This window comes from Streptomyces xanthophaeus, assembly GCF_000725805.1.
GTDB classification, from domain to species: Bacteria; Actinomycetota; Actinomycetes; order Streptomycetales; family Streptomycetaceae; genus Streptomyces; species Streptomyces xanthophaeus.
This window is the reverse complement of sequence record NZ_KL647137.1, coordinates 167,790-194,604: the sequence shown is the minus strand read 5'-3', so window position 1 is coordinate 194,604 and position 26,815 is coordinate 167,790. Positions and strand designations below refer to the sequence as shown.

Genomic DNA, 26,815 nt, shown 5'->3' with positions numbered 1-26,815 from the left:
AGCGTACGGGCAGTCGAGCGGAGGGCGGGACCGTGCGCGCGGTGGTGTTCGAACGGTACGAGGAGTTGCCCGAGGTCACGGAGGTGGCGGATCCCGTGCCGTCGGCGGGCGGGGTCGTGGTGCGGGTGGAGGCCACCGGACTGTGCCGCAGCGACTGGCACGGCTGGATGGGACACGATCCGGACATCGTGCTGCCGCACGTGCCCGGCCACGAACTCGCCGGTGTGGTCGAGGCCGTGGGCGCGGGCGTGACCGGCTGGCGGCCAGGCGACCGGGTGACGGCCCCGTTCGTCAGCGCCTGCGGTACCTGCCCCGACTGCGCGGCCGGTGACCACCAGGTGTGTCCGCACCAGACGCAGCCCGGGTTCACGCACTGGGGTTCCTTCGCCGAGTACGTGGCCCTCGACCGGGCCGACGTCAATCTGGTGGCCGTGCCCGAGGAGCTGTCGTACGCGACGGCCGCCGGACTCGGCTGCCGCTTCGCGACGGCGTTCCGGGCCGTGGTCGCCCGGGGGCGGGTGGCGGCGGGCGAGTGGGTGGCGGTGCACGGCTGCGGCGGCGTGGGGCTCTCCGCCGTGATGATCGCGGCCGCGGCCGGGGCCCGGGTGGTCGCCGTCGACACCGCGCCCGGCGCGCTGGAGCTGGCACGGAGGCTCGGCGCCGCGCACACCGTGGACGCCCGCGCCGTGACGGACACGGCCGCGGCGGTGCGGGAGCTGACCGGCGGGGGCGCGCAGCTCTCGCTCGACGCCCTGGGGTCCCCGGCCACGGCGGCGGCCTCGGTGGGCGGGCTGCGCAGGCGGGGCCGTCACGTGCAGGTCGGGCTGCTGCCCGCGGCGGCCGGTCCGGCCCCGCTGCCGATGGAGCGGGTGATCGGCTGGGAGCTGGAGGTCCTCGGCAGCCACGGGATGGCCGCGCACGCCTACCCGCCGATGATGGAAATGGTCCGGGGCGGGCTGCTGCGCCCGGACCTGCTGGTCACCTCGACGATCCCGCTGGACGCGGCCCCCGCGGCCCTGGCCGCGATGGGCACCGCGCCGGGCCGCGGGGTCACGGTCATCCTGCCGGGGTCGACGCCGGAATCGCCGCCGCGGCCCGGCGACGGCGGCGGGCCCTCGCGGTGAGGCCTGCTCCGGCCGCCAGGGCCACCAGGGCGGCGGAGACGGTCAGGAGCCACACCGGGATGCCGTCCCCCACCGTGAGCAGTTCGTCGCGGTAGACGGCCCGGCGGTACGGGGTGTCCTCGGCGGTGGCGCGCAGCTCGTGGTCGGCGTCGATGCGGCCCGGCTCGGGGAATCTCTGGTCGATCGCGGTCAGGAAGACCTTCTTGCCGCCGGTGAGTTCGGCGAGCGGGCCGTCCTCGGGCGCGATCCTGCCCGCGAAGGTCACCTTCGGTGCGTTCCCGCCGATCGCGGAGACGGGCTCCATCCGGTGGTCGGCCAGTACGTACAGGCCGAGCGACTGGCTGGTGCGGGCCATCCGCGACAGGCGCATCGGGTAGACGAGCCGGTCGCTGTCGAAGCGGATCCGCAGCGGGTCGAGGTCGCCGCGCAGCGGCCTGCCCTGCTCCCGCGGGGCGAGGCGCACGGCGACGTACTCCCAGCCCTGGTCGACGTAGGGCTTGACCTCCGCGGCGAGGCGGTCGGGGAGCCGGAAGCCGTTGGATTCCAGCCAGTCCTTCAGTGCGTCCGGGTCGGTGGCGGTGAGCCGGGCCACGTCGAAGTCCCCGAGCCGTTCGCGGCCGACGACGCCGACGCCCGGGTCGGCGGTGCCGGGGGCCATGGCGCCGGCCCCGTCCCGGCGGCCCGAGGAGAACGGCCAGTCGTCCTCGCGCGGCCAGAAGTAGGTACGCGTCCTGCGCTCGGGCCTGGTCATCTGAGCCAGTTCGCCGAACAGGTCCGCATCGCCCAGTTCCACGGTGGCCCGCCCGGGCACCGGCATGATCCAGGCGGCCTTGCGGGCGTCCCCGCCCACGGTGAACCGCATCACGATCTGCTCGGTCCGGCCGTCCCAGCGCACGACGGAGGTCTCGCGGTCGACCCCGATCACGGACTGGCCGTCGGGGACCATCGCCCCGCAGCCGCATGCGTAGGCCGGGCTGATCAGGGAGCCGAGCTGGGTGACGAGCAGGGCGAACAGGAGCGTGAGGATTCTTCGTTTCATACGCACGGGACCTCAGACGTGGGGCCGGGAAATCCGGTTCCGGGCCCGGCCGGGTGGACCTCACCGGGTGCCTCTGGTCCCCGGCGTGGCCGAAACGCATACTCCTCCCATGAGAGGCATGGACAACCCGCGCAGCAGCCCGTTGGTACCGGACACGGTGGCGGCGGAGATCGCGCGGCACGACTGGGCGTCCATCGAGTGCGGCTGCGGGCGTTCCGCGCAGCACCTCGAGGACACGCTGTGGGCTGCGGCCGAGGGGCACCCGGCCGCGTTCCGGGCACTGGAGGGGCACGCCTTCGCGGGGAAACGGCTGGCCCCGCCCGCTCCGGCGGTGTCCGGGGTGCTGATGGCCGTGTGGTCCGCGGGCCCGCCGCGCCGGACCACCCGCGAGGCGCTGCTGTGGACGGTGCTGGTCCTGCTCGGCGCCGAGGACGACGGGACCTCCCACGAGGCGGGCCTGTACGGGCAGTCCTCCGCGTTCATCCGCAGGGCCCTGCCCGAGCTGCACCGGGAGGCGGCGGGCACCCCGGGCTCGGTGACCGCCGCCTACGCCGAGGGCATCGTGGAGATCCTCGGGCTGCCGACGTAACTGCCCCGTGCCCGGACCGGGGCCCGGTCCGGGCACGGCTGCCGGCCGTCCCGCAGAGGTCAGCGCGCCGGCCGGTCGGTGAGGGCGTGCGCGGCGGCGTCGACCGCGCTCGGCAGCCAGTCGGCGACCCGGCCGAAGCGGTGGCCCAGCCCGGCGGCCCGGCTGTTGTCCATGGCGTACCCCCGGTCGAAGGAGAAGGGCGAGGCGGGGGCGCCCTGCGCCACGAGCCGGTAGTGCGGTCGCCGCCCGAGCCGCGCGGCGACCGCCTCGCACAGGGCGGTGACGTCCGGCGCACCGTGCGAGGCCGCGTTCACCGGCCCGGTGAAGGTCTCCCCCGCGGCCCAGTGGAGGAAGCCCGCGATCTCCCGGTGGTGGATGAACGAGGTCGCGTACGGGGCCTCGTGGACCTCGACCGGGACTCCGGCCCCGATCCGCCCGACGTAGTGGGCGAGCCTGCCGGTGAAGTCCTCGCGGCCGCCCCCGAGGACGTGGGCGGCGCGCACGCTGACGTACGGGAAGACCGGATCGCGCAGGAAGACCGCCTCGGCCTGCCGCTTGCCCTCGGCGTAGGCGGTCGCGGGGCCGAGGACGCGCTCCACCTGCGCGGGGTCCTGCCAGGAAAGTCCCGGCACGGACGGCGTGCGCAGGGGGTCGAGGCGGTCCTCGGCGAGCGGGGCCCGGCCGGCGGCCGGGGCGGGGAACGCGGCCCCGGCGGAAAGCGTGGCCGGGTCGTACACCTCCATCGTCGAGGTCATCACGTACCGCCCGGCGCGACCGGCGAAGGCCCGCCGGGCGACGGCGGCCTGGTGCGGCGTGTAGCAGACCTGGTCGAGGACGACGTCGAAATCCCGTGGACCCAGCGCCGCCCGCAGGACCTCCTCGTCGTCACGGTCGGCTACGAGCCGGCGGACGCCGGGCGGCGGGTCGGCGGAGCCCCGGTTGAGGACGGTGACCTCGTCCCCGGCGTCGCGCATCCGCGCGACCAGGGTCTTCCCGAAGTACCGGCTGCCTCCGATGACCAGAATCTTTCCCATGGCTGCGAGCCTGCCGTTGTATCGTCCCCAGCGGAACCGATGAGCTGCTGAACACGTCGTAAGGAAAACTGATGATCGATGTTCAGCGGCTCCGCGTCCTGCGGGCCGTGGCCGAGCACGGCAGCTTCAACAAGGCCGCCGGCGCACTGCTCCTGACCCCTTCGGCCGTGTCCCAGCAGATCGCCGCGCTCGAACGCACCCTCGGCCATCCGGTGGCCGTGCGCAGCACCCGCGGGATCACGCTCACCGCGGCCGGGCGGCTGCTGGTCGAGGCGGCCGAGACGATATCCGCCGAACTGGACCAGGTCCGCCACGAGATCGACCGGCTGACCGGGGACCGGCCCCGTCTCACCGTCGCCACCTTCGCCAGCGGCGGCCGGCATCTCCTTCCCGGCGCCCTGTCCCGTTTCGTCGCCGCGCACCCGGAGGTGGAGCTGACCGTGCTGGAGGGCGAACCGGAGACGGCACTGCCGATGGTGCGCACCGGAACCGCCGACCTCGCCCTGGCCTATCACTTCGACGGGCCGCCGCCGGTACCGGCGGGCGGGCGTTCCGGGCTGGACTGGACCCCGCTGATGGAGGACCCGCTGTGGCTGGTCCTGCCGCGCGGCCACCGCCTCGCGGACCGGCCCTCGCTCGGTCCGGCCGAACTCTCCGGCGACCGCTGGGTGCTCGGCTGCCTGAAGACCGAGACCTTCCTGCGCCGGTACGCGGAACTCGCCGGTTTCGGGCTCCAGGTGGCGGCCTCCACCACCGACTACTTCTTCGCGCAGTCCCTGGTCGCGGCGGGCGTCGGCGTCTCCCTGGTCCCGGAGGTCGCACTGGCCCCGGGGCCGGGCCTCGTCGCGGTACGGGTCGCAGCGCCCCGCCCGGCCCGGCACATCGGCGTCGCCACCGCCCGACGGCGCCGCCCGCGGCCCTACACCGAGGCCCTCGCCTCGGCCCTGACCGCCGCCGCCGCCGGCGCTGCCGCCGCGGACGCCGCCCCGGAGCCCGGAGCCGGCCGGTGAACCACTCCCTGCTGCTCGGGCTCGCCGCCAACCCCGCGCTGCCGCCCCGGCTGACGGACCGGCTCCTCGCCCTCCTGGCCGCGGGGCCCGCTGCCGGGGCGGGGGACGAGGACTTCGACGAGGACTTCGACGAAAACTTCATGGACGCGCTCGCGGACGAGCTCGCCGACCGCGCCGATCTCAGCCGCGCCCAGACGGTGGCGCTCGCCGCGTACGCGGAGCACACCGCTCTGCACCTGGCCTACGAGGGGAAGCCGGCGGCGGCCGACATCGACCTGGAGGCACAGCCGTACGTCGCGGTCGCCCTGCTCGACTCGGGTACCGCCCCGCCCGCGTGGGCCCGCCTCCTCGCCGCGCACCCGGACCCCCTGGTCCGGGAGAAGCTCGCCTCGTGCCCGGTCCTGCCGGCCGAGGCGGCGCCTCTCCTGGCCGCCGACCCGGAGGTGGCGGTGGTCGCGGAGCTCGCGCTGTGGGCGCCCGCCGAGGTGGCGGCCGGTCTGGCCCGCCACCCGCACGCCGAGGTCCGCCGGGCCGCGTCCTGCAACGAGTCCGTACCGCCGGAGGCGCTCGCGGCTCTGATCACCGGCGACGGGCTCCCGGCGGCCACCTCCTGCCTGGTCTGCGACCAGGAGGAGATCCCCTTCCGCCACGACCCCGACTGCCTGCTGCCCGACTGCCGGCTGCGCCCGGACGCCGCCTGTGACGGCTCGCACGGGTCGACCGTCCTGGAGACCCTGCAATGGACGGCACGGAACCCGAGCACCCCGGCCGAGGCGGCGGCCTCCCTGATCGGGCACCCCTCGGTGCCGGTCCGCTGGGAGCTCGCCGAACGCACCGATCTGCCGGAGGCGTTGTACGAGCGGCTCGCCCTGGACCCGGCCCCCCAGGTGCGGGACGCGGTCGCCGCGAACCCAGCGATCGGCGAGTCCCTGGTCCGCGCGCTGGCCGCCGACCCGGAGCGGGAGGTCCGCAGGCGCGTCGCCCAGCACCCCCGGCTGCCCTTGGACCTGCTCGCGCAGCCGGCCGTCGTGGGCGCGGCCGGGCCGGGACCGCTACCGCGGATCAGCGCCGCCACGACGGCCGAGCTGGCGGAGCTGGCCGCGTCCCCGCACGGGGCCGTACGCATGCGGGTGGCCGAACGGCACGATCTGCCACCGGAGTTGCGGGACGCGCTGGCCGCCGACCCGGACGCCTCGGTGGTCAAGGCCGTGGCCCCGCACCCGGGCCTGTCCGAGGAGCGGCTGCGCGCCATGGTCGCGCGGCACGGCGTACAGGTGCTGGCCCGGGTCGCCGCCAGCCCGGACGCGCCGGGCACCCTGCTGGCGGAGCTGGCCCGCCACGAGCCACCCGTACGCCGGGCCCTGTACGAGATCGCCGTGCACCCCCGGGCGACGGCCGAGGCACTGCTGCCGTGCCTGGCCGATTCCAGGGCGGGGCAGTACGCGGCCGCCCACCCGGCGCTGGCGCCGTCGGTCCTCGCAGACCTGCTGGCGGGACCCTCCCGTGCGCTCGCGCGGGCCGGGGCCTCCAACCCCTCGCTGCCGACGGCCCTGATGGACAAGCTCGTCACCCGCTGCGCCGAGCGGCGGCCGCCCACCGCTGCGGCACCGTAACGGCCGCTGCCATCTCCGGGCCGAAGGGCCGGTCGCCGGGCAACGCCCGGTGGCCGCCGACCGGTCGGGCTCCACGGTCCCCCGGCGCAGTACGCGCCGACGTCCCGCGGGGACCAGGTCGGAACCCGCCGACGCCGGTCCCCCTCATCCGGGGCCCCGGAGCCGCACGGTGGCGGGCGGGGGTCCCCGGGGCTCGGCCCGTCCCTCACGCCATACAGGTGGCGGGCCCCGGAGCCGCGCGGTGGGCGGTGGGCGGTCAGGGGTCCCTGAGGCGCGACCCATCCGCCAGGGCGTGCAGGTTGCGGGTCCCGGAACGGCGCCGTGGGCGGTCAGGGTCCCCGGGCTCGGCCCGTCCCCTCACGCCATGCGGGTGGCGGGCCCGGAGCCGCGCGGTGGGCGGTCAGGGGTCCTCGGGGATCGGTCCGTCCGTCAGGGCGTGGAGGTGGCGGGCTGCCGTGTCCGCACGGCGGCGGGCCTCCTCGGCCGTCCGGGCTGCCGTGTGCACCCGTTCCGCGGCCGTGGTCTCGGCCTCGTGCGCCCGGTCCCGGGCGGCGTCGGCGCGCTCCGCCTCCTCGGCCGCCCGCGCGTGTGCCTCCTCGGCGGTCCGGAGTTCCTCCTCCCTGGTCTGCGCGGCCTCTTCCGCCTCCCGCGCCGCGGCCCGGGCCGCCGCCACGGCCTCGGCGGCCCGGTGACCGGGCCCCGGCTCCGGCGCGGGCGGTGGCGGGGCCGGCCGCGCCGCGTCCGGGGCCAGGGCGGGGAACTCCGTCACCGCGGCCGGAGGTTTCACCAGTCGGCCCGAGGTCCATGCCTCGGCCGCGTCCGGATCGGCGAGGACGGCCCGCAGGATCTGCTCGACCTCCCGCACCACCGTTTCGGAGACCGGCGTCCCCGCCTCCGCGGCCAGCCGCACCGCCTCCCTCGCCAGCGCGCCGATCACCACGTGCTGCTCGTGCGAGAGCTCGCGCAACTGCTCCCCGTCCAGCGACCGGTGGGCCTCCCGCAGCGCCTCGCCGAGCTGGCAGAACTGCCCGGCCTCCTCCGGATTCGCCCGGACCAGCAGGTTCGACGTCCAGGCCGCGCGCGTGGGCCGGCGCAGCGCCGCGATCCGTTTCGCCGCCGCCGGGTCCCCCGCCCGCTTCGCCCCGGCCGCGGCCTCGTCCCGCGCCGCCGTGAACTGCGCGGGCGTCAGCGCGTACAGCGCATCGATGACCTCTTCGACATCCACGCCGCCCACTGTCGGTCATCACCGCCCGCGGACGAGGGACGCGCACCCGCGCCACGGGGGAAGGACGAAGATCGCCGGAACGGCTCAGTGCTGCGGCCCGCGCGGGTGAAAGACCGGGTCCCTCCGCTTCCCACCTGGGGCGCGGTCCGTTGCAGGGGTCATGCGCACTCCGATAAACGCCCCGATACACGCCCCGGCAGACGCCCCCGCGGACCTTCCGGCCCTGTCCTGTGACGCCGCTCCGCCGGGGTCCTTGGCCGAAGTCACGGCGGATTGCGGTCCCGACCCTCTCCCCCGCATACGGGCCACGCTCCAGGGCGGCGTCCTCGCCCTGAGCCTGGCCGGGGAGTTCGACCACTACACCTCCGCCCCACTGCGCCGGCTCCTCGGGGAAGGAGCCGACCGCGGAGCCCGCCGCCTCGTCCTCGACACGGCGCTGGTCACCTTCTGCGACTCGGCCCTGCTCCACGCACTGGACCAGTGGGCCCGGGGCGGGGGCCGGGTAGAACTGGCCACCGTCTCCCGGTCCGTCCGCCTCCTGCTGACCACCGCGGCCCGCGTACGGCACCCGGTCCCGGGGGGCCCGTTCAGCGGATAGCCGCCCCGTCCACCCGGTGCTCGTCGACGATGTGACCGTCACGCAGCTCCACGACCCGGTCCGCCAGCTCGATCAGGGCCGGGTCGTGGGTGGCCACCAGCGCGGTGACGCCCTCACTGCGCACCACCGCGCGCAGCAGTTGCATGATCGAGCGGCCCGTCTCGGAGTCGAGCTGGCCCGTCGGTTCGTCCGCGATGATCAGGTCGGGTTCGTTGGCCAGGGCGCGGGCCACGGCCACGCGCTGCTGTTGTCCGCCGGAGAGTTCGCCGGGGCGCTGGCCCGCGTGTTCGGCCAGGCCCACCAGGGCGAGCAGGGTGCGGGCCCGTTCCTCGCGCTGTGCGGCCGGGAGCCCCCGCAGCCGCATGGGGACGCCCACGTTCTCGGCGGCGGTCAGGACGGGGATCAGTCCGAAGGACTGGAAGACGAAGCCGATCCGGTCCCGGCGCAGCGCCAGCAGTCCGGACTCGTCCAGGCCGGCCAGGTCGGTGCCGTCGACGGACACCGTGCCGGAGGTCGGGGTGTCGAGGCCGCCGACGAGGTTGAGCAGGGTGGTCTTGCCGGAGCCGGACCGGCCCTTGAGGGCGGTGAGTTCCCCCCGGCGCACCGCGAACGACACACCGCGCAGCGCGTGCACGGCCTGCGCGCCGCTGCCGAAGCTGCGGTGGACGTCGTCCACCACCACCATGGGTGCGGCGGGGCTGTCCTGGTGCTGCGTCATGCTGTGGGCTCCCCCTGGAATCGGCCGGTGGGCGCCGCCTGGGACGCCTTCTTTTCGCATTTGCTCACCTGTCACATCATTCGCGCAAGTCCCTTCCACAGCCTGTTCGAATATGACAGCATCGTCCGCTATCCGGTGCCGATGGTCCGGACGGGGGAGGAACAGGCACATGCTCGGCTTCGTCGTGCGTCGGCTGCGCGGGCGTCTGCCGCTCGCGGCCGCCGTACTGCTCACGGTTCTGATCACCACGACGGTGCTCACCGCGCTGTTCGCCTTCACGCGCGGCGTGGGCGAGGCCGGTCTCCGCGAGGCTCTGCGCGGTCCGGGCCGCGAGCGCACCGCGGTCCTGCTCACCGCGGACCGCACGGCGTCCTCGCGCCCCGAGGACGACCGCACCGTACGGACCTTCGCGGACGAGCTGTTCGCACCGCTGCCCACCGGCGTCGAGACCCTGGCGCGCAGCCGTCCCTACGCGCTGCCCGGCCGGCCCTCCCCCGGCAAGGACGCCGCCGACCTGACCCTGCTGGCCTCCCTCGACCGGGAGCGCGTACGGCTGCTCGCGGGGCAGTGGCCGCAGGCGGCCGGCGGTCCGGACGGCGCCGCGGGCGGCGGGGCCCGGCCGGGCGTGGCCGTACCGCGGGCCGCTCTGGTCCGGCTGGGGCTGACGGAGGCCGCGCTGCCCGCCGAGGTGCGCCTGGAGGACCGGTACGGCGGAGCCCCGCTCACCGTGCTGGTCACCGGCGTCTACCAGGCGGCCGACGCCGAGGACCCGTACTGGCGGCTCGACCCGCTGGGGGGCCGCGAGATGCAGGTCGCCAGCTTCACCACCTACGGACCGCTGCTCGTCGACGACAGCGCCTTCACCGCCGGAGGGGTCCCGCAGGAGAGCCGCGGCTGGCAGCTCGGCGCCGACTTCTCCTCGGTGCGGGTCTCCGGGGCCGAGGAGATCCGCGTCCGCGCGGCCGGACTCGCGCCCGGCTCGCGCAGCCCGGAGCTGAAGGTCCCGGCCGGGTTCCAGGTGAAGACCGAACTGGACGCTCTCCTCGGGGAGCTGCGCTCGGGCCAGGCCGTCGCCCGGTCGACCCTGCTGGTCGGTGCGCTCCAGCTGGCCGTCCTGGCCTCGGCCGCGCTGCTGCTGGTCTCCCGCCTGCTGACCGACCGGCAGGAGGGCGAACGCGTCCTGCTCACCGCCCGGGGTGCCTCCCGGCCCCGGCTCGGCGCCCTCGGCGCCGCCGAGTCCCTGCTGCTGGCGCTGCCCGCAGCGCTCCTCGCACCGCTGCTCGCACCTCCCCTGACGGGTCTGCTGGCCGGGTTCGGGCCGCTCGCCCGCATCCCGCTGGACACCTCCGGGACCTGGCTGCTGTGGCCGGTGGCCGCCCTCTGCGCCCTGGGCTGCGTCCTGCTGACGGCGCTTCCGGCCGTGCTGCGCGGCGCGGGGGCCGCTGCCCTGCGCCACAGCGGGCGCCGGCAGGCGCTCGTGGCGGGAGCCGCCCGTTCCGGGGTGGACCTGGCGCTGGTGGCACTCGCCGTCCTCGCCTACCAGCAACTCGCGCGCTACAGCGGGGACGGCGCCGGATCCGGGGCCGCGGGCGAGGCCGCCCACGGCTCCGGCGTCGACCCCGTCCTGGTCGCGGCGCCGACCCTGGCCCTGTGCGCGGGCACCCTGCTCGTGCTGCGGCTGCTGCCGTTCGCCGCGCGGCTGGGCGGACGGATGGCCGCCCGCGGCCGCGCGCTCGGCCCGGCCCTCGTCGGCTGGCAGCTGGCCCGCCGTCCCGGACGGGCCACCGGACCGGTCCTGTTGCTCGTGCTCGCCGTGTCCAGCGGGGTGCTGGCGCTCGGACAGCACACCGCCTGGTCCGCCTCCCAGCGGGACCAGGCCGACTTCGCCACCGCCGGAGGCCTGCGGATCTCCGGCAGCGAGCTCACCGCGCTGGGCCGGGGCGGCCGTTACGCGGCGCTGCCCGGCGGCGAGCGGCTGATCCCGGTGGTCCGGACGAAGCAGGAGCTGCCGGGCGGGCGGGCCGCCCAGGTGCTCGCGCTCGACGCCGCCGCGGCGGCCGAGCGGGTGCCGCTGCGGGCCGACCTGCGGGACGGGCGGCCCGTACGGGACCTGTTCGCACCCCTCGCCGGAGCCGGCACCGCATCCGCCACCGCATCCGGCGCCGCCGCGGGCACCACGGCCGATGCGCCGGACCCGCACGGCATCGCGCTGCCCGGCGTCCCGCGGCGCATCGACGTCGAGGTGTCGGTACGGGCGCCGAAGGACGGCGGCCGCGCCGGCCTGGGGCTGCTGCTGCGCGACCGGTTCGGCCTGACCTACCGGACGCCGATGCTCCAGCTGCCCTCATCGGGGGACGGCGCCGTTTCCGTGGACGTGGACGCGCTGGCCGGCGCCCCCGTCGGATCCGCGGCCGCACCGCTGAGCGTGGCGGGACTGCTGTTCTCGTACGGCACGGAGAACCCCGGGCCCGGCGGCCCCGACGCGGCCGGGGAGCTGACCGTACGCCGGTTCGCGGTCGCCGACGCCCCGGACGGCGAGGCCCGCCCCGTGCCCCTGCCCGGCGAAGCCCGGCCCTGGAGCCTGAACACCCCGGCCCTGACCAGCGGCACCCCCGTCGCCGAACTGCTGCCGGCCGGCCAGGACGGCCCGGCCCTGCTGCGGCTGCGCTACCGCGGCGGCGCCGACACCCTCGGCGGCGTCCGGATCGGGCTGCTGCCCGGCGCCGCGCCCGCGGCCGAGATCCCCGGCGTCGCGACCCGCCGCTACCTGGCCGCCGTCGGGGCGGCTGTCGGCGACCTGGTCCCGGTGCCCCTGGGCGGCGCCACCGTGCAGGTGCGGATCACCGCGGCCGTCGGATCGCTGCCCGTGGCCGGGGACACCGCGCTGGTCGTCGACCTGGGCGCTGCCGGGCGGCTGCTGGCCGCCGACGGGGGCCGGGACCTGCCCGCCGCCGCCGAATGGTGGCTGCCCGCGGCCTCCGCCGACGACCCCGCCCCCGCGCGGGCCGCCGCCGAGCTGCGCGCAGGAGCTGGCGCCCAGCACGTCGAGGTCCGCGAGGAGGTGGCCGCCGGGCTGCTGGACGATCCGCTGAGCGCGGGCCCGCAGAGCGCGCTCGCCGCCCTCGCCGTGGCCAGCGCGCTGCTCGCCGCCATCGGCTTCGGGGCCTGCGCCGCCGCGGCCCGGCGGGAGCGGGCACGGGAGTTCGCGGTCCTGCTGGCCCTGGGCGCACCGCGCCGCAGCCTCGTCCGGACGGCCGCCGCAGAGAGCTGCCTGCTGGTGGGGCTCGGGACCGCCGTGGGGGTGGGGCTGGGCGCAGCCATCGTGCACCTGGTGGTGCCGCTGCTGGTGCTGACGCCCGCCGCACGCCCGCCGGTTCCCCCGGTGCTGGTGGACCTGCCGGGCGGCCGGACCCTGCTGTTGGCCGCGGCGATCGCCGCGGTGCCGCTGCTGTCGGCCGTCGCCGGCGCACGGGGCGACCGGTCCGTCCGGGGCGCCGGTGCCCGGCTGCGGCGTCTGGAGGAGATGTGACCCGCCCCCGTCCGAGCGCCGCCGAGGGGCGCGGACCGCGTCCGGCCGGGCACCGCCCCGCCCCGTGGGTGCGGACCCGGCTGCGCGCCGCTCCGCTGACCGCGCTGCTCGGCGCGGCCCTCGCCTTCGTCGCCGTCCTGCTGGCGGCGGCCCTGCCGCGCGCTGCGGACCAGGCCTCCGACCAGGCCCTGCGCTCCTTCCTGCACGACCGCGGCCCCGGCCCGACGAGCCTGCTCGCCACCGCGCCCGCCCGCTACGGACAGCAGAGCCCGCAGAAGCTGGACTCCGTACTGGACACGCTGCGCTCCCGTACCGGCGGAGCCTTCCGGCTCGCCGCGAGCGGTCCGGTGCACGGCTCCGTCGGGGTGAAACCGCGCGGCCTCGCCAACCCCGGGCTGCCCCGGCCCGACGGGGTCGACCCACGGCTCCATCTCGTGCACCTGCCCGAAGTGGCCGCGCACGCATCCCTCGTGGCCGGGCGCTGGCCGGGCGGCAGCGGCCCGGACGCCGAGAACCCGGATGTCCCGGTTCCGGTTGCGCTGTCCCGCAGCGCGTCGGAGTCCCTCGGGATCCCCCTCGGCACGGTCCTGGATTCCGCGCCCAACAGCCTCGGCACGGCCCGCGCCGAGGTCGTCGGCCTGTACGACGCCACCGACCGGGCCGACGTCTACTGGACCGGCCTGCCCTGTCTGACCAAGGCCTGTGAGAGCACCACCGGCTCGGTCCCTCCCCAGCGCTTCTGGGAGACCGCCGCCGTCGTCGGCCCGGACGCCCTCGACCCGCTCGCCTTCTGGGGCGAGGGCGCCGAGGACTTCTGGCGGCTGCCGGTGGACACGGACGTCCTGCGGGCGGACCGGCTGCCCGCCGTCGCCCGGGAGATCGCCGCCTACGTGGCCGGTCCCACCTCGGCCGAACTGACGCGCGCCGCCCACCGGCCCGACCTGCGGATCAACTCCCGGCTGCCCGAACTGTTCAAACAGGCCGAGGCCCGCCGCCGGACCGCCGCGCCGCTCGCCGCGGTCGGCCCGGCCGGAGTCGCCGGAGTGGCCCTCGTGGTCTTCTGCCTCGCCGCCGGTCTCGCCGGGGACCGCCGCGAGGCCGAGCTGCGGCTGCTGCTCGCCCGCGGAGGCTCGCGCCGCTCCCTCGTGCGCCGCCTGCTCGGTGAGGGCGCCGTCACCGTCCTCCCGGCGTCCGCGCTGGCCACCTGGCTCGCCGTACTGCTGGTGCCCACACCGCGCCTGACGGCCTCCCTGACCGCGGCCGCGGCCGTCACGCTGCTGGCCCTGCTGGCCTTCCCCGTACGGGCCGCCGTCCTGCTGTCCCTGCCGCGCAGCCCCGGCCCGCGGCGCCGGCTCGTCGCCGAACTGCTCGTCCTGACCGCCACCGCCGCCGCCGTGTTCGAGGTCCGCCGCCGCGGGGTCGCCCCGGACGGGGGCGGAGTGGACCCCCTGCTGGTCGCCGCCCCTCTGCTGCTGGCCCTGTCCGGCGGGCTGGTCCTGGCCCGGCTGCTGCCCGCCCTCGTCGGCGCACTGGCCCGGGCCGCGGGCCGGGGGCCGGGCCTGGTCGGCTTCCTCGGACTGGCCCGCGCCGCCCGGGGCACCGGCCGCCGGACCCGCCCGTCGGTGCTGCCGCTGGTCGCCCTGCTGCTCGCCGTCACCACGGGCGGGTTCGGGGCCACGGTGCTGGGCTCGGTGGACGCCGCCCGGCTGAAGGCGGTCCGGCACGAGGTCGGGGGCGACGCCCAGATCGCGGCGCCCGCGGGCGCCTCGCTCGCACCGGAGCTGGTCCGCGCCGCCGGAGCACTGCCCGGCGTACGGACTGCGGTCCCGGTGTGGACGGACGACTACTCGTTCCTCTTCGGCACCAAGGAGGGTTCCACCCGGGTGACGGTCGTCGTGGCCGACCCGGTGGCGTACGCGGAACTGGCCCGGACCGTCGGACGCGGCCGGTTCGACGCGGACGCACTCGCCGTCGGCGCACCCGGAACCCCCGTACCCGCCCTGTTCAGCGGCGAACTCGCCGCGCGGGCCACCGCCGACACCTTCGAACTGCGCATCGGCAGCGCGGAGCTGAAGGTCCGGGCCGCCGCCGTCGTCGAGGGCACACCCGCCCTGCAGGGCACGGGCGGCTCCGTGGTCGTGCTCCCCGCCGGGCCCGCCACCGCCGCCGTCTCCCAGGCCGCCCTGCCCAACCGGTGGTTCGCGACCGGCCGGGTCGACGGGGAGCGGCTGGCGGAGGCGGTGCGCGCCACCGCGGCGCCCGGCACGGCCGACCAGCACCGGGTCAAGACCAGCGCCGACTCCGTCGCGCAGCTCGCCGCCGACCCCCTCCAGCACTCGGCGGCCCGGCTGTTCTGGGCGGCCGTGGCGGGGGCCGCGGGCTTCGCCCTCCTGGCCGTCCTGCTCACCCTCGTCCGCGCGGCGCCCGAACGGGCCGCACTGCTGGCGCGGCTGCGCACCATGGGCCTGCGTCCCCGGCAGGGCCTCGCCCTGATCCTGGCCGAGGCGCTGCCTCAGGCCCTGGTCGCCGCCTGTGGCGGCGCTCTGGTCGCGGGCGCGGCCGTGACGCTGCTCGGCCCGGCCGTGGACCTGTCCGCGCTGGTCGGCGCCAAGGTGCCGGTGGGGCTACGGCTCGACGCAGGGCCGGTGCTCGCCCAGGCGCTCGGTCTGGCGGGGCTGGTCGCCGCGGCCGTCCTCGCGGAGGCGGCGATATCGGGCAGGCGACAGATCACGACCGAGTTGAGAGCGGGAGACCAGCGGTGAACACCGACCAGCCGACCTTCGAAGAGTTGCGGCAGCAGGCCCTGGCCGCCGCCGGGCCCCGTACCGCCGGGGCGGGCACGGCCATCGTCTGCGACCGCCTGGTGCGGATCTTCAGCACCGACGGGGTCGAGGTGCAGGCCCTGCAGGGACTCGAACTGACCGTCGCCCAAGGTGATCTGGTGGCCCTGGTCGGCGCCTCCGGCAGCGGCAAGTCCACCCTCCTGAACATCCTGGCGGGCCTGGACGTCCCCACGGCGGGCAAGGCCACCGTCGGCGGCTACGACCTGCTGGAGATGTCCGCCAAGGACCGGCTGCGCTACCGGCGCGAGGCCGTGGGCTTCGTGTGGCAGCAGACGGCCCGCAACCTCCTGCCGTTCCTGACGGCAGCTCAGAACATCGCCCTGCCGATGCAGTTGCGGGGCCGCGGCTCCCGGGGCGCGGCCGGTCGCCGGGCGCAGCGGGTCGCCGAGCTGCTGGAGGCCCTGGAGATACCCGACCTCGCGGGCCGTCGGCCGGCCGAGCTCTCGGGCGGGCAGCAGCAGCGCGTCGCCATCGCCGTGGCCATGGCCAACGACCCGGCGGTCCTGCTCGCGGACGAGCCGACCGGCGAGCTGGACTCCGAGACCGGCTCCGCGATCTTCGAGGCCTTCCGCACCGTGAACCGGGAACTCGGGGCCACCGTGGTCATCGTGACCCACGACCCGCTCGTCGCGGGCGAGGTCCGCCGCACCGTGGCCATCCGCGACGGCCGCACCAGCAGCGAGGTCCTGCGCCGCACCGTCACCGACGAGCACGGCGCGGAGTCGGTGAGCGAGCGCGAGTACGTGATGCTGGACCGCACCGGGCGGGTCCAGCTGCCGCAGAAGTTCCTGGAGGCCCTGGGCATGGAGCACCGCGTGGCGGTCGACCTCGCCGCCGACCGCATCGAGGTCCGCCGCGACGATGCGGACACTCAGGACGCGTAGGACGTTCTCGGCGTGCAGGACGCGCTGGGCGCGCAGGGGTGTCGTGTCCGGTCGCCCGTGTTCCGTCACCTCCCCGGGCCGGAGGTCGTTAGGGCCTGGGGGTTGACTCGGGGGGCGAAGGGATGACGGTATGCGGCAGTTTCCTCTGGAGATGCACCACGTGGCACCCGGTCGGGTGGTCGAGTGGCGCTTGCGGTCCACGGCGGCGGAAGCCGAGGCGGAGGCGGAAGGACCGTGCGACGAGTCCGGCAGGAGGGCCTCCTTCAACCAGGAGAAGCACTTCACCGTCGCCGAGGAGAGCCGGGCCGCCGACGACCCCGTCGCCTCGTGGGTCGCGGTCACCTTCGAGGTGAGCGGCCCGCTGGACGAGGCGGCCCTGTCCCGGGCCCTGCTCTCGTTCGTCCAGCGCCACGAGGTGCTGCGCTGCGCGTTCCGCCGTCTGGCCGGCGAGCTGGCCTGCGAGCCCTTCGACCCGGCCGGACTCAGCCTGGAAGCACAGCAGGTGGGCACCTACGAGACCTCGGAGCGCCTCGGCGGCTTCCTCGCCGAACGGTTCCGGCGCAGCATCGACACCCTCTCCTGGCCGCTGTTCATCATGGGCGCGGTCGTGCGCGAGGACTCGGCGACGGTCTACCTCGCCTTCGACCACATCGTGTGCGACGGCATGTCGATGCCGATCGTGGTCCACGAGGTGCTGACCGCGTACGAGGCCCTGTGCCGCGGCGAGGACGCCGTGCTGCCCCCGGCTCCGAGCTACCTCGACTTCGCCGAGGAACAGCGCAGCCGGTACCTGTCCATCGACGCGAGTGACGAACGCCTGGACTACTGGAAGGAGTTCATCGCGCGCGGCGGGGAGTTCTTCCCCCGCTTCCCGCTCGACCTCGGTGTCGAGCCGGAGCGGATGTACCCGATCGTCAACGAGGCCTCCATGCTGCTGGACGCGGCCGAGGCGGAGGTGTTCGAGAAGGCCTGCCTGACGGTGGACGGCAAGCCGTTCATGGGGGTGCTCGCCGCCGTCGCCGTCTGTCTGCGCGAGGCGGGGGGCCCGGGGGTCTACCGCGGGTTCATGCCGGTCAGCGAGCGCGGCCGGGGGACCTGGACGGACTCGGTGGGCTGGTTCGTGAACACCATGCCCATCGAGTTCGACGCCTCCCCCGGACGGGACTTCGCCCAGGTGATGGCCGCGGTCCGTGCGGGGTTCACGGAGATGATCGGCCACATCGACGTGCCGTTCGTCCGGGCCTGGGAGCTGCTGGCGCCCGCCGAGTTCGCCGCCCGCTCCTGGCCCTACCCGGTGAACTTCTTCTCGTACATCGACATGCGCAAGTGCCGGGGCGCCGAGCGCCACGAGGAGTGGCAGCCCGCGTCCCACGTGTGGTCGGCGCGCGCCAACGGGGCCTGTTCCTGGTTCCAGCGGGACGCGGACGGCCTGCACATGAACTCCATCTACGTCGACACGCAGGCGGCCCGCCGCACCATGGGCGACTTCCAGGACGCCCTGCGCGGGACGGTCCAGGAGATCGCGCGCTCCGGCGGCTTCCGCCGGCCCATCGCGCTGACCCCGCCCCGGCGGCCCGTCCGGACCCCGCTCGACGTGGCGGCGTTCGCCCGCCCGCGCTGAGCAGGATCCGGTACCGCTACCGCTACCGGTAGAGGGTGTGGAGCAGGCGGTCGGGCGCGACCGGCGGGGTGCCCTGCAGGACGCCGGTCGTGGCGCCCGCGACCAGGGCCTGCTTCACCTGGCCGGGGGTGGCCGCCGGGTGCAGGGCGAGGTGCAGGGCCGCGGCGCCGGCCGTGTGCGCGGTCGCCGCCGAGGTGCCGCTGAGGGTGGCGGTGGCGGTGTCGCCGTCCTTCCAGGCGGAGGGGATCCCCACCCCGGGCGCGAACAGGGTCACGCAGTTGCCGTAGTTGGAGGAGGACGCCCGGCGGTCCTGGCTGTCGCTGGCTCCGACTCCGATGATCTCGGGCAGCCGGACGGGCGAGGTGGAGCAGGCCCCGTCGGGCCGTCCTGAGCTGCCCGCCGAGGCGGTGTAGGTGATCCCGGCGCGGATGGAGCCCCGTACGGCCGCGTCGAGGGCGGTGCTGACGCCGCCGCCCAGGCTCATGTTCGCGACGGCGGGGCGGACCGCGTTCGCCGTCACCCAGTCGACGCCGGCGATGACGCCGGACGTACTGGCGGAGCCCTGGCAGTTGAGGACGCGTACGGCCACCGGCCGTGCCTCCTTGGCGACTCCGTAGGTGCGGCCCGCGACGATCCCGCCGACGTGGGTGCCGTGGCCGTGGCAGTCGTTGCCGTTCTGGCCGTCGCCCACGGTGTCGGTCCCGACGGAGGCCCGGCCGCCGAACTCGGTGTGGGTGGTGCGCAGACCGGTGTCGATCACGTACACGCGGACGGCCGCGGCGGTGGTCCGGTAGGTGTACGTGGTGGACAGCGGCAGCAGGCGCTGGTCGATCCGGTCCAGGCCCCAGGGGGCGTCGGGCTGGGTCGCCGTCGGCGTGAGCCCGGCCGGGGCCGGCCGGGCCGGGTCCTCCAGGGTGATCCGGGTGTCCTGGTGGACCCGGGCCACGCGCGGGTCGGCGGCCAGCCGGGCCGCCTGGGCGCGGCTCATCCGCGCGGAGAAGCCGTGGAGTGCGGACCGGTACACGTGGCCGAGCCGGGCGCCGTCCGCCCGGGCGAGCAGTTCGTGGACCGACCGGTTCGCGGCGGGCTCCTTGAGGACCACGATCCAGCTGTCGGGGACCGCGGTCTCGGTGGGGCCCGCGAGCTGTAACTCCCCTGCGGGCGCGGGTTCGGCGGCGGCCGTCGGGCCGAAGGGGAGGGTGGCGGCGGCGAGCAGGGCGGCGGACACGAGCAGGCGGCGGCCGTGTCTGGGGGCGTTCATCTCCGGTGCACCTGGACCTTTCGTCGACCGGGTGTGGGGGCTCGCCAGGGTGCACCGGCCGGTGCGCGGGCACAAGAGCGCCCTCCCGGCCGGTCCGGTTCCGGCCGTTGTCCGGCCGTTGTCGGGGCGCGCCGGGCCCCGGGGCGGTTCAGGTCGCGGTCCCTGCCTCGGTCCCGGCCGCACGGCGCAGGAGCAGGGCGCGTTCCTGAGCGTTGCGGGTCAGCGCCGCCGCCCGTTCGAACTCGGCGCGGGCCTCCGCCGGGCGGCCGAGCCGCTCCAGCAGGTCCCCCCGTACGCTCGGCAGCAAGTGGTAGGTGCGCAGGACGGGTTCCTCCGCGAGGGCGTCGACCAGCGGCAGGGCCGCCGCCGGGCCCTCGGCCATCGAGACGGCGACCGCCCGGTTGAGCTCCACCACCGGTGAGGGGACGAGCTGCACGAGGCGTCCGTAGAGCACGGCGATCGTGGACCAGTCGGTGTCCTCGTAGCGGACGGCGGCCGCGTGGCAGCCCGCGATGGCCGCCTGCACGGAGTACGGGCCGCTTCCCGCGTGCTGCAGGGCTTCCACGCCCCGGTGGATGAGCAGGCGGTTCCACCGGGCCCGGTTCTGGTCGGCGAGCAGGACGGGTTCCCCGTCGGGTCCGGTGCGGGTGGCGATCCGGGAGGCCTGGAACTCCAGGAGTGCGGCGAGCCCGTGGGCCTCGGGCTCCTCGGGGACGAGGGCGGCCAGGACCCGGGCCAGCCGCAGGGCGTCCTCGCACAGGGCCGGGCGCACGAGGTCGTCGCCGGCGGTGGCGGAGTAGCCCTCGTTGAAGACGAGGTAGATCACTTCGAGGACGGAGGCGAGCCGCGCCTCGCGGTCGGCTCCGTACGGGACCTCGAACGGCACCGCGGCCGCGGCCAGGCTCCGCTTCGCGCGGACGATGCGCTGGGCGACGGTGGGTTCCGACGCGAGGAAGGCGCGGGCGATCTCCTGGGTGGTCAGTCCGCCCACCAGGCGCAGGGTGAGGGCGATCCGGGCCTCGGTGGCCAGCACCGGATGGCACGCGGTGAAGATCAGCCGGAGCAGGTCGTCGTCGATGTCGTCCGGGTCCGGCGGCTCGGCGGGCGGCTGCACGTCCTCAAGGGTCCGGCCGACCTCGGCGAGCTTGCGCGCGTAGGTCTCCTTGCGGCGGACGAGGTCGATCGCGCGGTGCTTGGCGGTGGTCATGAGCCAGGCGCCCGGCCGGTCCGGGACCCCCTCGCGCGGCCACTGTTCGAGCGCGGCGACGAGGGCGTCCTGCGCGATCTCCTCGGCGATGCCGACGTCCCGCACGATGCGGGTGACACCGGCGATGATCCGCGCCGACTCGATCCTGAACACCGCTTCGACCGCCTGGGCCGTACTCACTGCCGTCACGGCCACCCATCAGAGCAGCCGTGACCGGGCAGGGCAAACGCGGCGCGGGCCGCGCGGGATCACATCTCCTGGATCTCTCGCACCTCGGCGCTCACGTTCCAGTGCGCCGGGTGGATCTCCAGGAACCGCTTGGTCCACTCGATCGCCTCGGCCTTGTCCTTGCACTGGGACAGGGAGTAGCCGCCCACGACCTCCTTGGTCTCGGTGAAGGGGCCGTCGGTGTAGCTGATCTTCCCGCCGGACCAGCTGAGGCGGGTGGCCTCGGAGGTGGGCAGCAGGCCGGCGGTGTCGAGCATGACCCCGGCCTTGGTGATCTCCTCCAGGAGGGCGCCCATGCGCTCCTCGAAGTCGGCGGGGAAGCCCTCGGTGGGCAGGTTCTGCTCGTCGATGCGGATCATCGTCAGGAAGCGCGGCATGGTGACTCCTCGGTCGGGAGGGCGGGGGCTTTCCCTGCTCTCACCCCTGCGTCGAACGGGAGACGGCCGGATCGACAGCTCCCAGGAAATTCTTCAGAGATTTTTCCGGGGCGGCCACCGGTGCGTCGTCCCCCGGCCCGCCCACCACCCTTACCCGCGAGTAGGATCTGCGGTCCCAGGCCGCCGCCCGAGAGGAACCTCCATGTCGCGCGTCCCCTCTTCCCCCCTGCTGCTCGCGGGCCTGCTGGCCGCAGGCGCGGTCGCGCACGCCGTGGCGCCCAGGCAGTTCGACGCGACCGTGCCGCGCTCGCTGCCGGGCAGCCCACGGCAGTGGACGTACGCGAGCGGCGTGGCCGAGCTCGCGCTCGCCGCCGGGGTCGCCCATCCGCGGACCCGCCGCGTCGCGGCGCTGGCCGCCGCCGCCTTCTTCGTCGGCGTCTTCCCGGCGAACGTGAAGATGGCCGTCGACGCCCGGCGCCGCTCCCCCGCCGTACGGGCGGCGGCACTGGGCCGGCTGCCGCTGCAGGTGCCGCTGGTGGTGTGGGCCCATCGGGTGAGCCGCGCGGCCGCCGCCCGCTGATGCATCCGGACCGGGCCCTGCGCCGGAAGAGCGGTACGGGGCCCCCGGTCACACGTCGGCGGACCGGGGGCCCTGCCGTTCAGCGGCTGTCCCCCGCCCAGTCCCAGCGGCCCGGATCGGCCGCGCGGCGCCGGTAGTGGGCGCGGCCGCCCGCTCCGTAGCGCCCTATCTCCGTGGGGAGTCGGGCCTCTTCGGCGAGCTGGGGCGCGCTCCAGCCGGTGATGTCCAGGAGGAGCCCGTCCAGGGGCCCGCCCACGAGTTCGCCGTAGACGTGGCCGGGGCGCGGGCCGGGGTCGGGGTCTTCGTGGTCGGCGCCGTAGACCCGGCGCCGCAGCATCCTGTCGTCCATGGACCCAGCTTCCCAGCCACCACTGACAACGGGACCTGCGGCGGAGCGGCGATGATGGAGACCGCCTCCCGATCCGCGGGACGTACGAACGAGGAGCACCACGCATGGCACGACGGGTACACCAGCCTCTGGAGGACCAGGAGTTCGACTTCATCCTCGCCATGGCGCCGGGCCCGGTCCTCGCCTACTTCTGCGGGTCCTGGCCCAAGGCCCTGGAGGCGTGCCGCGCCATGGACGCGGTGGTGGCGGAGCTGGCCGAGGAGTACGGCACCCGGTTCACCGCCGTGCGCACCGACATGACCCGCTGCCCCGGGCCGACCAGGCGGTACGCCGTGACCGGCGCCCCGACTGCGGTGCTCCTCATGGACGGCGAGGCGGTGGCCTCCCAGGAGGGGCCGATGACGCGCGAGGAGTTCCGGGAGTTCCTCGACGCCCGTCTCTGAGCCCTTCGGGCGAACCCGGGCGATCTGGCCGGAACTGACATAGATGAGATAGGTGCCTCAGGCATGTAATGGAGTCCGGCAAGACGGAACCAGCACGTGCGAGGTGCGACATGTCAGAAGCCGCTGCCCTTACCTTCCCCCAGGACCGGACCTGTCCCTACCACCCCCCGGCCGCCTACGAGCCCCTGCGGGAGGGGCGCCCGCTCACCCGCGTCTCCCTCTTCGACGGGCGCTCCGTGTGGGTGGTCACCGGCCACTCCGAGGCCCGGGCCCTGCTCTGCGACGGCCGGCTCTCGTCGGACCGGCTGAACGCGGCGTTCCCTCGGCCCACCGAGCGGTCCAGGGCGCTGGGCACCCTGCGCCCCGCGCTGCTCGGCGTCGACGATCCCGCGCACAACGTCCAGCGCCGGATGCTGATCCCCCGCTTCACCCTGAAGCGCACCGCCGCCCTGCGGCCGCAGATCCAGCAGACCGTGGACCGGCTGATCGACGCCATGGTCGCGAAGGGCCCGTCGGCGGAGCTGGTGGGCGACTTCGCCCTGCCGGTGCCCTCGATGGTGATCTGCGCCCTGCTCGGGGTCCCGTACGAGGACCACGAGTTCTTCGAAAGCCAGTCGCGCCGGCTGCTGCGCGGGCCGGAGGCCTCCGACGTGGAGGAGGCCCTGCGGCAACTCCACGCCTACTTCCGGGACCTGATCGCGCTCAAGCGCCGCACCCCGGGCGACGGACTGCTCGACGAGCTCGTCGAGCAGCGGCTGGAGACCGGTGAGATCGACGTCGAGGAGCTCGTCTCCCTCGCCACGATCCTGCTGGTCGCGGGGCACGAGACCACGGCGAACATGATCTCCCTCGGTACGTTCACCCTGCTGCGGCACCCCGAGCAGCTGGCCGAGCTCCGCGCGGACCCGTCCCTGATGTCGGGGGCGGTGGAGGAGCTGATGCGCTTCCTGTCGATCGCGGACGGGATGCTACGGGTGGCCACCGAGGACATCGAGGTCGGCGGGGTGACGGTCCGCCGGGACGACGGGGTGGTCTTCTCCACCTCCGTCATCAACCGCGACGGGTCCGTGTTCGCCGAGCCGGACGTGCTGGACTGGCACCGGCCCGCCCGCCACCACGTGGCCTTCGGCTTCGGCATCCACCAGTGCCTGGGCCAGAACCTGGCCCGCGCCGAGCTGGAGATCGCGCTGGGCACGCTGTTCGAGCGGCTGCCGGGGCTCCGGCTGGCGGCCGAGCCGGACCGGATCCCCTTCAAGCCCGGGGACACCGTCCAGGGCCTGATCGAACTCCCCGTGGCGTGGTGAGGGGCGTGCCGGCCGGCCCCGTGCGCATCGACATCGACACCGGCGTCTGCATCGGCGCGGGCCAGTGCGCCCTGACGGCGCCGGAGGTCTTCACCCAGGACGACGACGGCCTCGGCGAGGTGCTGCCGGGCCGGGCGGACGGAGGCGGCAGCGCGCTGGTCCGCGAGGCGGCGCGGGCCTGTCCGGTCTCCGCCATCTCGGTCCGGCCGGCCTGACCGGCCCCGCGGCAGAGGACTTGACTTCCTGTACAGTTGTCCAGGAAGTCAAGTCCTCCGAGAAGTGGAGCCGGCCGTGCACACCGTCGCTCAGGTCCTCATCGGCGTCGTCGCCGCCCTGCACGCGTACTTCCTGGTGCTGGAGATGTTCCTGTGGCAGCGCCCGCCCGGCCGCGCGCTGTCCGGCTTCGACGCGGACACCGCCCGCCTCACGGCACCCCTCGCCGCCAACCAGGGCCTGTACAACGGCTTCCTCGCCGCCGGCCTGGTCTGGTCGCTCGTCATCGACTCGCTCGCCACGCAGGTCTTCTTCCTCGTCTGCGTGATCGTCGCCGGGGTGTACGGGGCCGCGACCGCCAACCGCCGGATCCTCTTCGCCCAGGCCCTGCCCGGCGCCCTGGCCCTCGGCGCGGCGCTGCTGGCCGCATGAGTCCGCAGGACCCGCGGGGCACGCGCCCGGAAGACCCGCGGACCGCGCGCACCAAGGCCCGGCTCCGCGAGAGCCTGCTCGCCGAGTGCGCGGGCCGTCCGCTCGCCGAGGTGGGCGTCTCTGCGGTGGTCCGCCGGGCCGGGGTCGGGCGCGCCACCTTCTACCTGCACTACGAGGACCTGACCGCGCTGGCCGTGGACGCCTGCGCCGATGTGGTGCACGCGGCCGTGGACGCCCTGCACGCCTGGCAGACGGAGCCCGGGGCGCCGCCTCCGGCCCGGCCCCCGGCGGCCCTGGCCCTGTTCCTCGCCGGAGCGGCCGACCGGGCTCCCCTGTACCGCACCCTGCTGCTGCCGGGCGGCTCCGGCCCCCTCGGCGACCGCCTGGGCCGGGAGCTGCGCGAACGCGCCCGCGCCGAACGCGAGGCGGCGGGGGCCCCGTACCCCGACCTCGTCGCCTCGGCCGTCGCCGCCGCCTTCACCGGCGTCCTCGCCGACTGGCTCCACGACCGGGTCCCGGCGGATCCGGACACCCTGGCCGGCCACCTCTGGCGACTCCTGATCGCCCTGCACCGGGCCGTGTAGGCGAAAGCCCCGCCGGGCGGACCCGGCGGGGCTCACATCACGGGCACGGCTCGTGAAGTGGTGCTACGAGAGGGGTACCACCCGCTCGGCCTGGGGACCCTTGGGGCCTTGGGTGACGTTGTACTCGACCTTCGCGTTCTCCTCGAGCGACTTGAAGCCGGTCGTCTCGATGGCGGAGAAGTGCACGAACACGTCGGGGCCGCCGTCGTCCTGCTGGATGAAGCCGAAGCCCTTCTCCGAGTTGAACCACTTCACGATGCCTGTTGCCATCTGGCTGATCCTTCTCAACGTTCCACTGCGGGCCGCACACGCGGCCGTCTCGATCCTGCCCGACCGTCCCGCGCACCACACCCTCAACGCGGCCAACCGGGGTGTACCGGACATTCGAACTTCTGACCGCGCCGTCCGCGATTCGGGGGAGCAGCGCCCGCGGCGGCCCCTCCGGGCAGGCGTGACGGGATCGGCGCGGGCAGGGCCCCCGCTGGTACCATGGGCGGTTGACCATCTTGTTATCGCTTCGAAAGGTTCTGCATGAAGAACCCGTCAGCTCATGGGCGCTTCGGTGTGAAGACGGGGGGCGCCAAGCACGGCGGCAAGACCCCCCGCAGCATCGGACCGCAGGGTGAGTTCACGATGCACGAGCCGAAGAACCCGGCCCTGCCGCCGGTGGCTTCGTTCTCCGAGCTCGACCTGCCCCAGGAGCTGGTGTCGAAGTTGGCCGAGCTGGCCGTGGAGACCCCCTTCCCCATCCAGGCGGCCACGCTGCCCAACGCGCTGGCCGGCCGGGACGTCCTCGGCCGCGCGCAGACCGGCTCCGGCAAGACCCTCGCCTTCGGCCTGGCCATGCTGGCCCGCACGGCGGGACAGAAGGCCGACCCCAAGCGTCCGCTGGCGCTGGTCCTCGTACCGACGCGCGAGCTGGCTCAGCAGGTGACCGAGGCACTGACCCCGTACGCCGAGGCCCTGGAGCTGCGGATGGCCACGGTGGTCGGCGGGCTGTCCATCGGCCGGCAGGTCAGCGCGCTGCGCACCGGCGCCGAGGTCGTGGTGGCCACCCCGGGCCGCCTCAGCGACCTGATCGGACGGCGTGACGTGCACCTGGAGCGGGTGCGGATCGCGGTCCTCGACGAGGCCGACCAGATGTGCGACATGGGCTTCATGCCGCAGGTCACCGAGATCCTCGACCAGGTGCACCACGCGGGCCAGCGGATGCTGTTCTCGGCCACCCTGGACCGCAACGTGGACCAGCTGGTCCGCACCTACCTGAGCGACCCGGTGGCGCACTCCGTCGACCCGCAGGCGGGCGCGGTGACCACGATGGACCACCACGTGCTGCACATCCACGCGGCCGACAAGATCTCCGCGGCCACCGAGATCGCGGCCCGCGAGGGCCGGGTGCTGATGTTCCTGGACACCAAGCACGGGGTCGACCAGTTCGTGAAGCACCTGCGGGCCATGGGCGTCCGGGCGGAGGGGCTGCACAGCGGCAAGTCGCAGCCGCAGCGCACGCGGACGCTCGCGCAGTTCAAGACCGGCGCGGTGGGCGTACTGGTCGCCACCAACGTCGCGGCCCGCGGCATCCACATCGACGACCTCGACCTCGTGGTCAACGTGGACCCGCCGGCCGACAGCAAGGACTACCTGCACCGTGGCGGCCGCACCGCGCGGGCCGGCGAGTCCGGCCGGGTCGTCACCCTGGTCACCCCGAACCAGCGCCGGGACATGGTGCGGCTGATGGCCGACGCCCGGATCCGGCCGACGATCACCCAGGTGCGCTCCGGAGAGGCGGCGCTGAGCCGGATCACCGGCGCGAAGGCCCCCTCCGGGGTGCCTCTGGCGGGCTCGGCGCCCACCGATGCCAAGGGCAAGCCCTCCGGTACGGAGCTCGGCTTCCGGGGCATGGGCACCCGCCCCGGGCGGACGGGCCGGGGCAAGGAGTCCCGCAAGACGGCGGAGGCCCGGCAGACTGCCGAGGCCCGCCGCGCCGCCCGCGTGCGCCGGGGCATCTGA

General features: G+C 75.4%; 25 protein-coding genes. 16 read left to right on the top strand and 9 right to left on the bottom strand.

The window, feature by feature from the left end:
• Window positions 1-32: 32 nt before the first annotated feature.
• On the top strand, window positions 33-1,124 hold the full coding sequence (locus IO30_RS0138755) for a zinc-dependent alcohol dehydrogenase family protein (RefSeq protein ID WP_051858824.1): 1,092 nt from the start codon (window positions 33-35) through the stop codon (window positions 1,122-1,124).
• On the opposite strand, the gene IO30_RS0138750 is transcribed toward IO30_RS0138755, so the two are convergent.
• Window positions 1,057-2,163 (bottom strand): DUF2330 domain-containing protein, encoded by a 1,107-nt coding sequence (locus IO30_RS0138750; protein ID WP_031152049.1) that lies wholly within the window; start codon window positions 2,161-2,163, stop codon window positions 1,057-1,059. The genes IO30_RS0138755 and IO30_RS0138750 overlap by 68 nt on opposite strands.
• A gap of 109 nt (window positions 2,164-2,272) precedes the next feature.
• Here IO30_RS0138750 and IO30_RS0138745 point away from each other — a divergent pair, with 109 nt between their 5' ends.
• Window positions 2,273-2,752 (top strand): hypothetical protein, encoded by a 480-nt coding sequence (locus IO30_RS0138745; RefSeq protein WP_157853462.1) that lies wholly within the window; start codon window positions 2,273-2,275, stop codon window positions 2,750-2,752.
• A gap of 59 nt (window positions 2,753-2,811) precedes the next feature.
• Here the strand turns inward: IO30_RS0138745 and IO30_RS0138740 are convergent, their stop codons facing one another.
• Entirely contained in the window at window positions 2,812-3,786 is a 975-nt protein-coding gene (locus tag IO30_RS0138740; RefSeq protein WP_031151227.1) for a Rossmann-fold NAD(P)-binding domain-containing protein, read from the bottom strand.
• A gap of 71 nt (window positions 3,787-3,857) precedes the next feature.
• Here IO30_RS0138740 and IO30_RS0138735 point away from each other — a divergent pair, with 71 nt between their 5' ends.
• Together IO30_RS0138735 and IO30_RS0138730 are read left to right on the top strand one after the other, a co-directional pair.
• Window positions 3,858-4,796, top strand: a complete 939-nt coding sequence (locus tag IO30_RS0138735; RefSeq protein ID WP_031151225.1) for a LysR family transcriptional regulator — start codon at window positions 3,858-3,860, stop codon at window positions 4,794-4,796.
• Window positions 4,793-6,409, top strand: coding sequence for a hypothetical protein (locus IO30_RS0138730; RefSeq protein ID WP_031151224.1), 1,617 nt, complete (start codon window positions 4,793-4,795; stop codon window positions 6,407-6,409). Before IO30_RS0138735 ends, IO30_RS0138730 begins: the two co-directional genes overlap by 4 nt.
• A 400-nt stretch (window positions 6,410-6,809) precedes the next feature.
• On the opposite strand, the gene IO30_RS42510 is transcribed toward IO30_RS0138730, so the two are convergent.
• Window positions 6,810-7,634 (bottom strand): hypothetical protein, encoded by an 825-nt coding sequence (locus IO30_RS42510; protein ID WP_063768499.1) that lies wholly within the window; start codon window positions 7,632-7,634, stop codon window positions 6,810-6,812.
• A gap of 253 nt (window positions 7,635-7,887) precedes the next feature.
• Here IO30_RS42510 and IO30_RS0138720 point away from each other — a divergent pair, with 253 nt between their 5' ends.
• A complete protein-coding gene (locus tag IO30_RS0138720; protein WP_051902854.1) occupies window positions 7,888-8,232 on the top strand; it encodes an STAS domain-containing protein in 345 nt (114 codons plus the stop codon).
• Here the strand turns inward: IO30_RS0138720 and IO30_RS0138715 are convergent.
• Window positions 8,222-8,950 carry an ABC transporter ATP-binding protein gene (locus IO30_RS0138715; protein WP_031151219.1) on the bottom strand — a complete coding sequence of 243 codons (729 nt, stop codon included), beginning with the start codon at window positions 8,948-8,950 and terminating at the stop codon, window positions 8,222-8,224. The two genes, IO30_RS0138720 and IO30_RS0138715, sit on opposite strands and share 11 nt — an antisense overlap.
• Before the next feature lie 169 nt (window positions 8,951-9,119).
• Between IO30_RS0138715 and IO30_RS0138710 the strand changes: the two genes are divergently transcribed.
• From IO30_RS0138710 to IO30_RS0138695, 4 genes are all read left to right on the top strand, one after another.
• The gene (locus tag IO30_RS0138710; RefSeq protein WP_031151217.1) at window positions 9,120-12,479 is read left to right on the top strand and encodes an FtsX-like permease family protein; all 3,360 of its coding nucleotides are present in this window, start codon (window positions 9,120-9,122) and stop codon (window positions 12,477-12,479) included.
• A complete protein-coding gene (locus IO30_RS0138705) occupies window positions 12,476-15,241 on the top strand; it encodes a hypothetical protein (protein ID WP_031151216.1) in 2,766 nt (921 codons plus the stop codon). The genes IO30_RS0138710 and IO30_RS0138705 overlap by 4 nt, the downstream gene beginning before the upstream one ends.
• Window positions 15,238-16,206 (top strand): ABC transporter ATP-binding protein, encoded by a 969-nt coding sequence (locus IO30_RS0138700; protein ID WP_031151214.1) that lies wholly within the window; start codon window positions 15,238-15,240, stop codon window positions 16,204-16,206. Before IO30_RS0138705 ends, IO30_RS0138700 begins: the two co-directional genes overlap by 4 nt.
• A gap of 130 nt (window positions 16,207-16,336) precedes the next feature.
• A complete protein-coding gene (locus IO30_RS0138695; RefSeq protein ID WP_051858827.1) occupies window positions 16,337-17,827 on the top strand; it encodes a condensation domain-containing protein in 1,491 nt (496 codons plus the stop codon).
• Window positions 17,828-17,849: 22 nt separating this feature from the next.
• On the opposite strand, the gene IO30_RS0138690 is transcribed toward IO30_RS0138695, so the two are convergent.
• From IO30_RS0138690 to IO30_RS0138680, 3 genes are all read right to left on the bottom strand, one after another.
• On the bottom strand, window positions 17,850-19,088 hold the full coding sequence (locus tag IO30_RS0138690; protein WP_031151210.1) for a S8 family peptidase: 1,239 nt from the start codon (window positions 19,086-19,088) through the stop codon (window positions 17,850-17,852).
• Between the two features lie 148 nt (window positions 19,089-19,236).
• Window positions 19,237-20,475, bottom strand: coding sequence for an RNA polymerase sigma factor (locus IO30_RS0138685; RefSeq protein WP_031151209.1), 1,239 nt, complete (start codon window positions 20,473-20,475; stop codon window positions 19,237-19,239).
• Between the two features lie 68 nt (window positions 20,476-20,543).
• Window positions 20,544-20,900 carry a YciI family protein gene (locus IO30_RS0138680; protein ID WP_031151207.1) on the bottom strand — a complete coding sequence of 119 codons (357 nt, stop codon included), beginning with the start codon at window positions 20,898-20,900 and terminating at the stop codon, window positions 20,544-20,546.
• A 202-nt stretch (window positions 20,901-21,102) separates the two neighbouring features.
• On the opposite strand from IO30_RS0138680, the gene IO30_RS0138675 reads away from it, so the two are divergent.
• Window positions 21,103-21,480: a DoxX family protein gene (locus IO30_RS0138675; protein ID WP_031151205.1), complete on the top strand. Its 378-nt coding sequence runs from the start codon at window positions 21,103-21,105 to the stop codon at window positions 21,478-21,480.
• Between the two features lie 79 nt (window positions 21,481-21,559).
• Here IO30_RS0138675 and IO30_RS0138670 read toward each other — a convergent pair whose 3' ends face one another.
• Entirely contained in the window at window positions 21,560-21,829 is a 270-nt protein-coding gene (locus IO30_RS0138670) for a hypothetical protein (protein WP_031151204.1), read from the bottom strand.
• A 104-nt stretch (window positions 21,830-21,933) separates the two neighbouring features.
• On the opposite strand from IO30_RS0138670, the gene IO30_RS0138665 reads away from it, so the two are divergent.
• The 5 genes from IO30_RS0138665 to IO30_RS0138645 all read left to right on the top strand — a co-directional run bounded on the left by IO30_RS0138665 (window position 21,934) and on the right by IO30_RS0138645 (window position 24,805).
• Window positions 21,934-22,272 carry a thioredoxin family protein gene (locus IO30_RS0138665; protein WP_031151202.1) on the top strand — a complete coding sequence of 113 codons (339 nt, stop codon included), beginning with the start codon at window positions 21,934-21,936 and terminating at the stop codon, window positions 22,270-22,272.
• Window positions 22,273-22,382: 110 nt separating this feature from the next.
• Window positions 22,383-23,576 (top strand): cytochrome P450, encoded by a 1,194-nt coding sequence (locus IO30_RS0138660; protein WP_031151201.1) that lies wholly within the window; start codon window positions 22,383-22,385, stop codon window positions 23,574-23,576.
• Window positions 23,577-23,596: 20 nt separating this feature from the next.
• Window positions 23,597-23,791, top strand: a complete 195-nt coding sequence (locus IO30_RS0138655; RefSeq protein WP_031151199.1) for a ferredoxin — start codon at window positions 23,597-23,599, stop codon at window positions 23,789-23,791.
• Window positions 23,792-23,867: 76 nt separating this feature from the next.
• Window positions 23,868-24,221 (top strand): DUF1304 domain-containing protein, encoded by a 354-nt coding sequence (locus IO30_RS0138650; protein ID WP_031151197.1) that lies wholly within the window; start codon window positions 23,868-23,870, stop codon window positions 24,219-24,221.
• On the top strand, window positions 24,218-24,805 hold the full coding sequence (locus IO30_RS0138645) for a TetR/AcrR family transcriptional regulator (RefSeq protein ID WP_031151195.1): 588 nt from the start codon (window positions 24,218-24,220) through the stop codon (window positions 24,803-24,805). The genes IO30_RS0138650 and IO30_RS0138645 overlap by 4 nt, the downstream gene beginning before the upstream one ends.
• Window positions 24,806-24,868: 63 nt before the next feature.
• On the opposite strand, the gene IO30_RS0138640 is transcribed toward IO30_RS0138645, so the two are convergent.
• Complete coding sequence (locus tag IO30_RS0138640) at window positions 24,869-25,075, bottom strand: cold-shock protein (RefSeq protein WP_031151194.1); 207 nt, start codon at window positions 25,073-25,075, stop codon at window positions 24,869-24,871.
• A 261-nt stretch (window positions 25,076-25,336) separates the two neighbouring features.
• Here IO30_RS0138640 and IO30_RS0138635 point away from each other — a divergent pair, with 261 nt between their 5' ends.
• Entirely contained in the window at window positions 25,337-26,815 is a 1,479-nt protein-coding gene (locus tag IO30_RS0138635; protein WP_078904939.1) for a DEAD/DEAH box helicase, read from the top strand.

What these genes read in the sequence shown, in the direction of transcription:
- IO30_RS0138750 (WP_031152049.1), bottom strand. Translation starts at nt 2,163, where the DNA reads ATGAAACGAAGAATCCTCACGCTCCTGTTCGCCCTGCTCGTCACCCAG.
- IO30_RS0138745 (WP_157853462.1), top strand. Translation starts at nt 2,273, where the DNA reads ATGAGAGGCATGGACAACCCGCGCAGCAGCCCGTTGGTACCGGACACG.
- IO30_RS0138740 (WP_031151227.1), bottom strand. Translation starts at nt 3,786, where the DNA reads ATGGGAAAGATTCTGGTCATCGGAGGCAGCCGGTACTTCGGGAAGACC.
- IO30_RS0138735 (WP_031151225.1), top strand. Translation starts at nt 3,858, where the DNA reads ATGATCGATGTTCAGCGGCTCCGCGTCCTGCGGGCCGTGGCCGAGCAC.
- IO30_RS0138715 (WP_031151219.1), bottom strand. Translation starts at nt 8,950, where the DNA reads ATGACGCAGCACCAGGACAGCCCCGCCGCACCCATGGTGGTGGTGGAC.
- IO30_RS0138710 (WP_031151217.1), top strand. Translation starts at nt 9,120, where the DNA reads ATGCTCGGCTTCGTCGTGCGTCGGCTGCGCGGGCGTCTGCCGCTCGCG.
- IO30_RS0138695 (WP_051858827.1), top strand. Translation starts at nt 16,337, where the DNA reads ATGCGGCAGTTTCCTCTGGAGATGCACCACGTGGCACCCGGTCGGGTG.
- IO30_RS0138690 (WP_031151210.1), bottom strand. Translation starts at nt 19,088, where the DNA reads ATGAACGCCCCCAGACACGGCCGCCGCCTGCTCGTGTCCGCCGCCCTG.
- IO30_RS0138680 (WP_031151207.1), bottom strand. Translation starts at nt 20,900, where the DNA reads ATGCCGCGCTTCCTGACGATGATCCGCATCGACGAGCAGAACCTGCCC.
- IO30_RS0138675 (WP_031151205.1), top strand. Translation starts at nt 21,103, where the DNA reads ATGTCGCGCGTCCCCTCTTCCCCCCTGCTGCTCGCGGGCCTGCTGGCC.
- IO30_RS0138670 (WP_031151204.1), bottom strand. Translation starts at nt 21,829, where the DNA reads ATGGACGACAGGATGCTGCGGCGCCGGGTCTACGGCGCCGACCACGAA.
- IO30_RS0138665 (WP_031151202.1), top strand. Translation starts at nt 21,934, where the DNA reads ATGGCACGACGGGTACACCAGCCTCTGGAGGACCAGGAGTTCGACTTC.
- IO30_RS0138660 (WP_031151201.1), top strand. Translation starts at nt 22,383, where the DNA reads ATGTCAGAAGCCGCTGCCCTTACCTTCCCCCAGGACCGGACCTGTCCC.
- IO30_RS0138645 (WP_031151195.1), top strand. Translation starts at nt 24,218, where the DNA reads ATGAGTCCGCAGGACCCGCGGGGCACGCGCCCGGAAGACCCGCGGACC.
- IO30_RS0138640 (WP_031151194.1), bottom strand. Translation starts at nt 25,075, where the DNA reads ATGGCAACAGGCATCGTGAAGTGGTTCAACTCGGAGAAGGGCTTCGGC.
- IO30_RS0138635 (WP_078904939.1), top strand. Translation starts at nt 25,337, where the DNA reads ATGAAGAACCCGTCAGCTCATGGGCGCTTCGGTGTGAAGACGGGGGGC.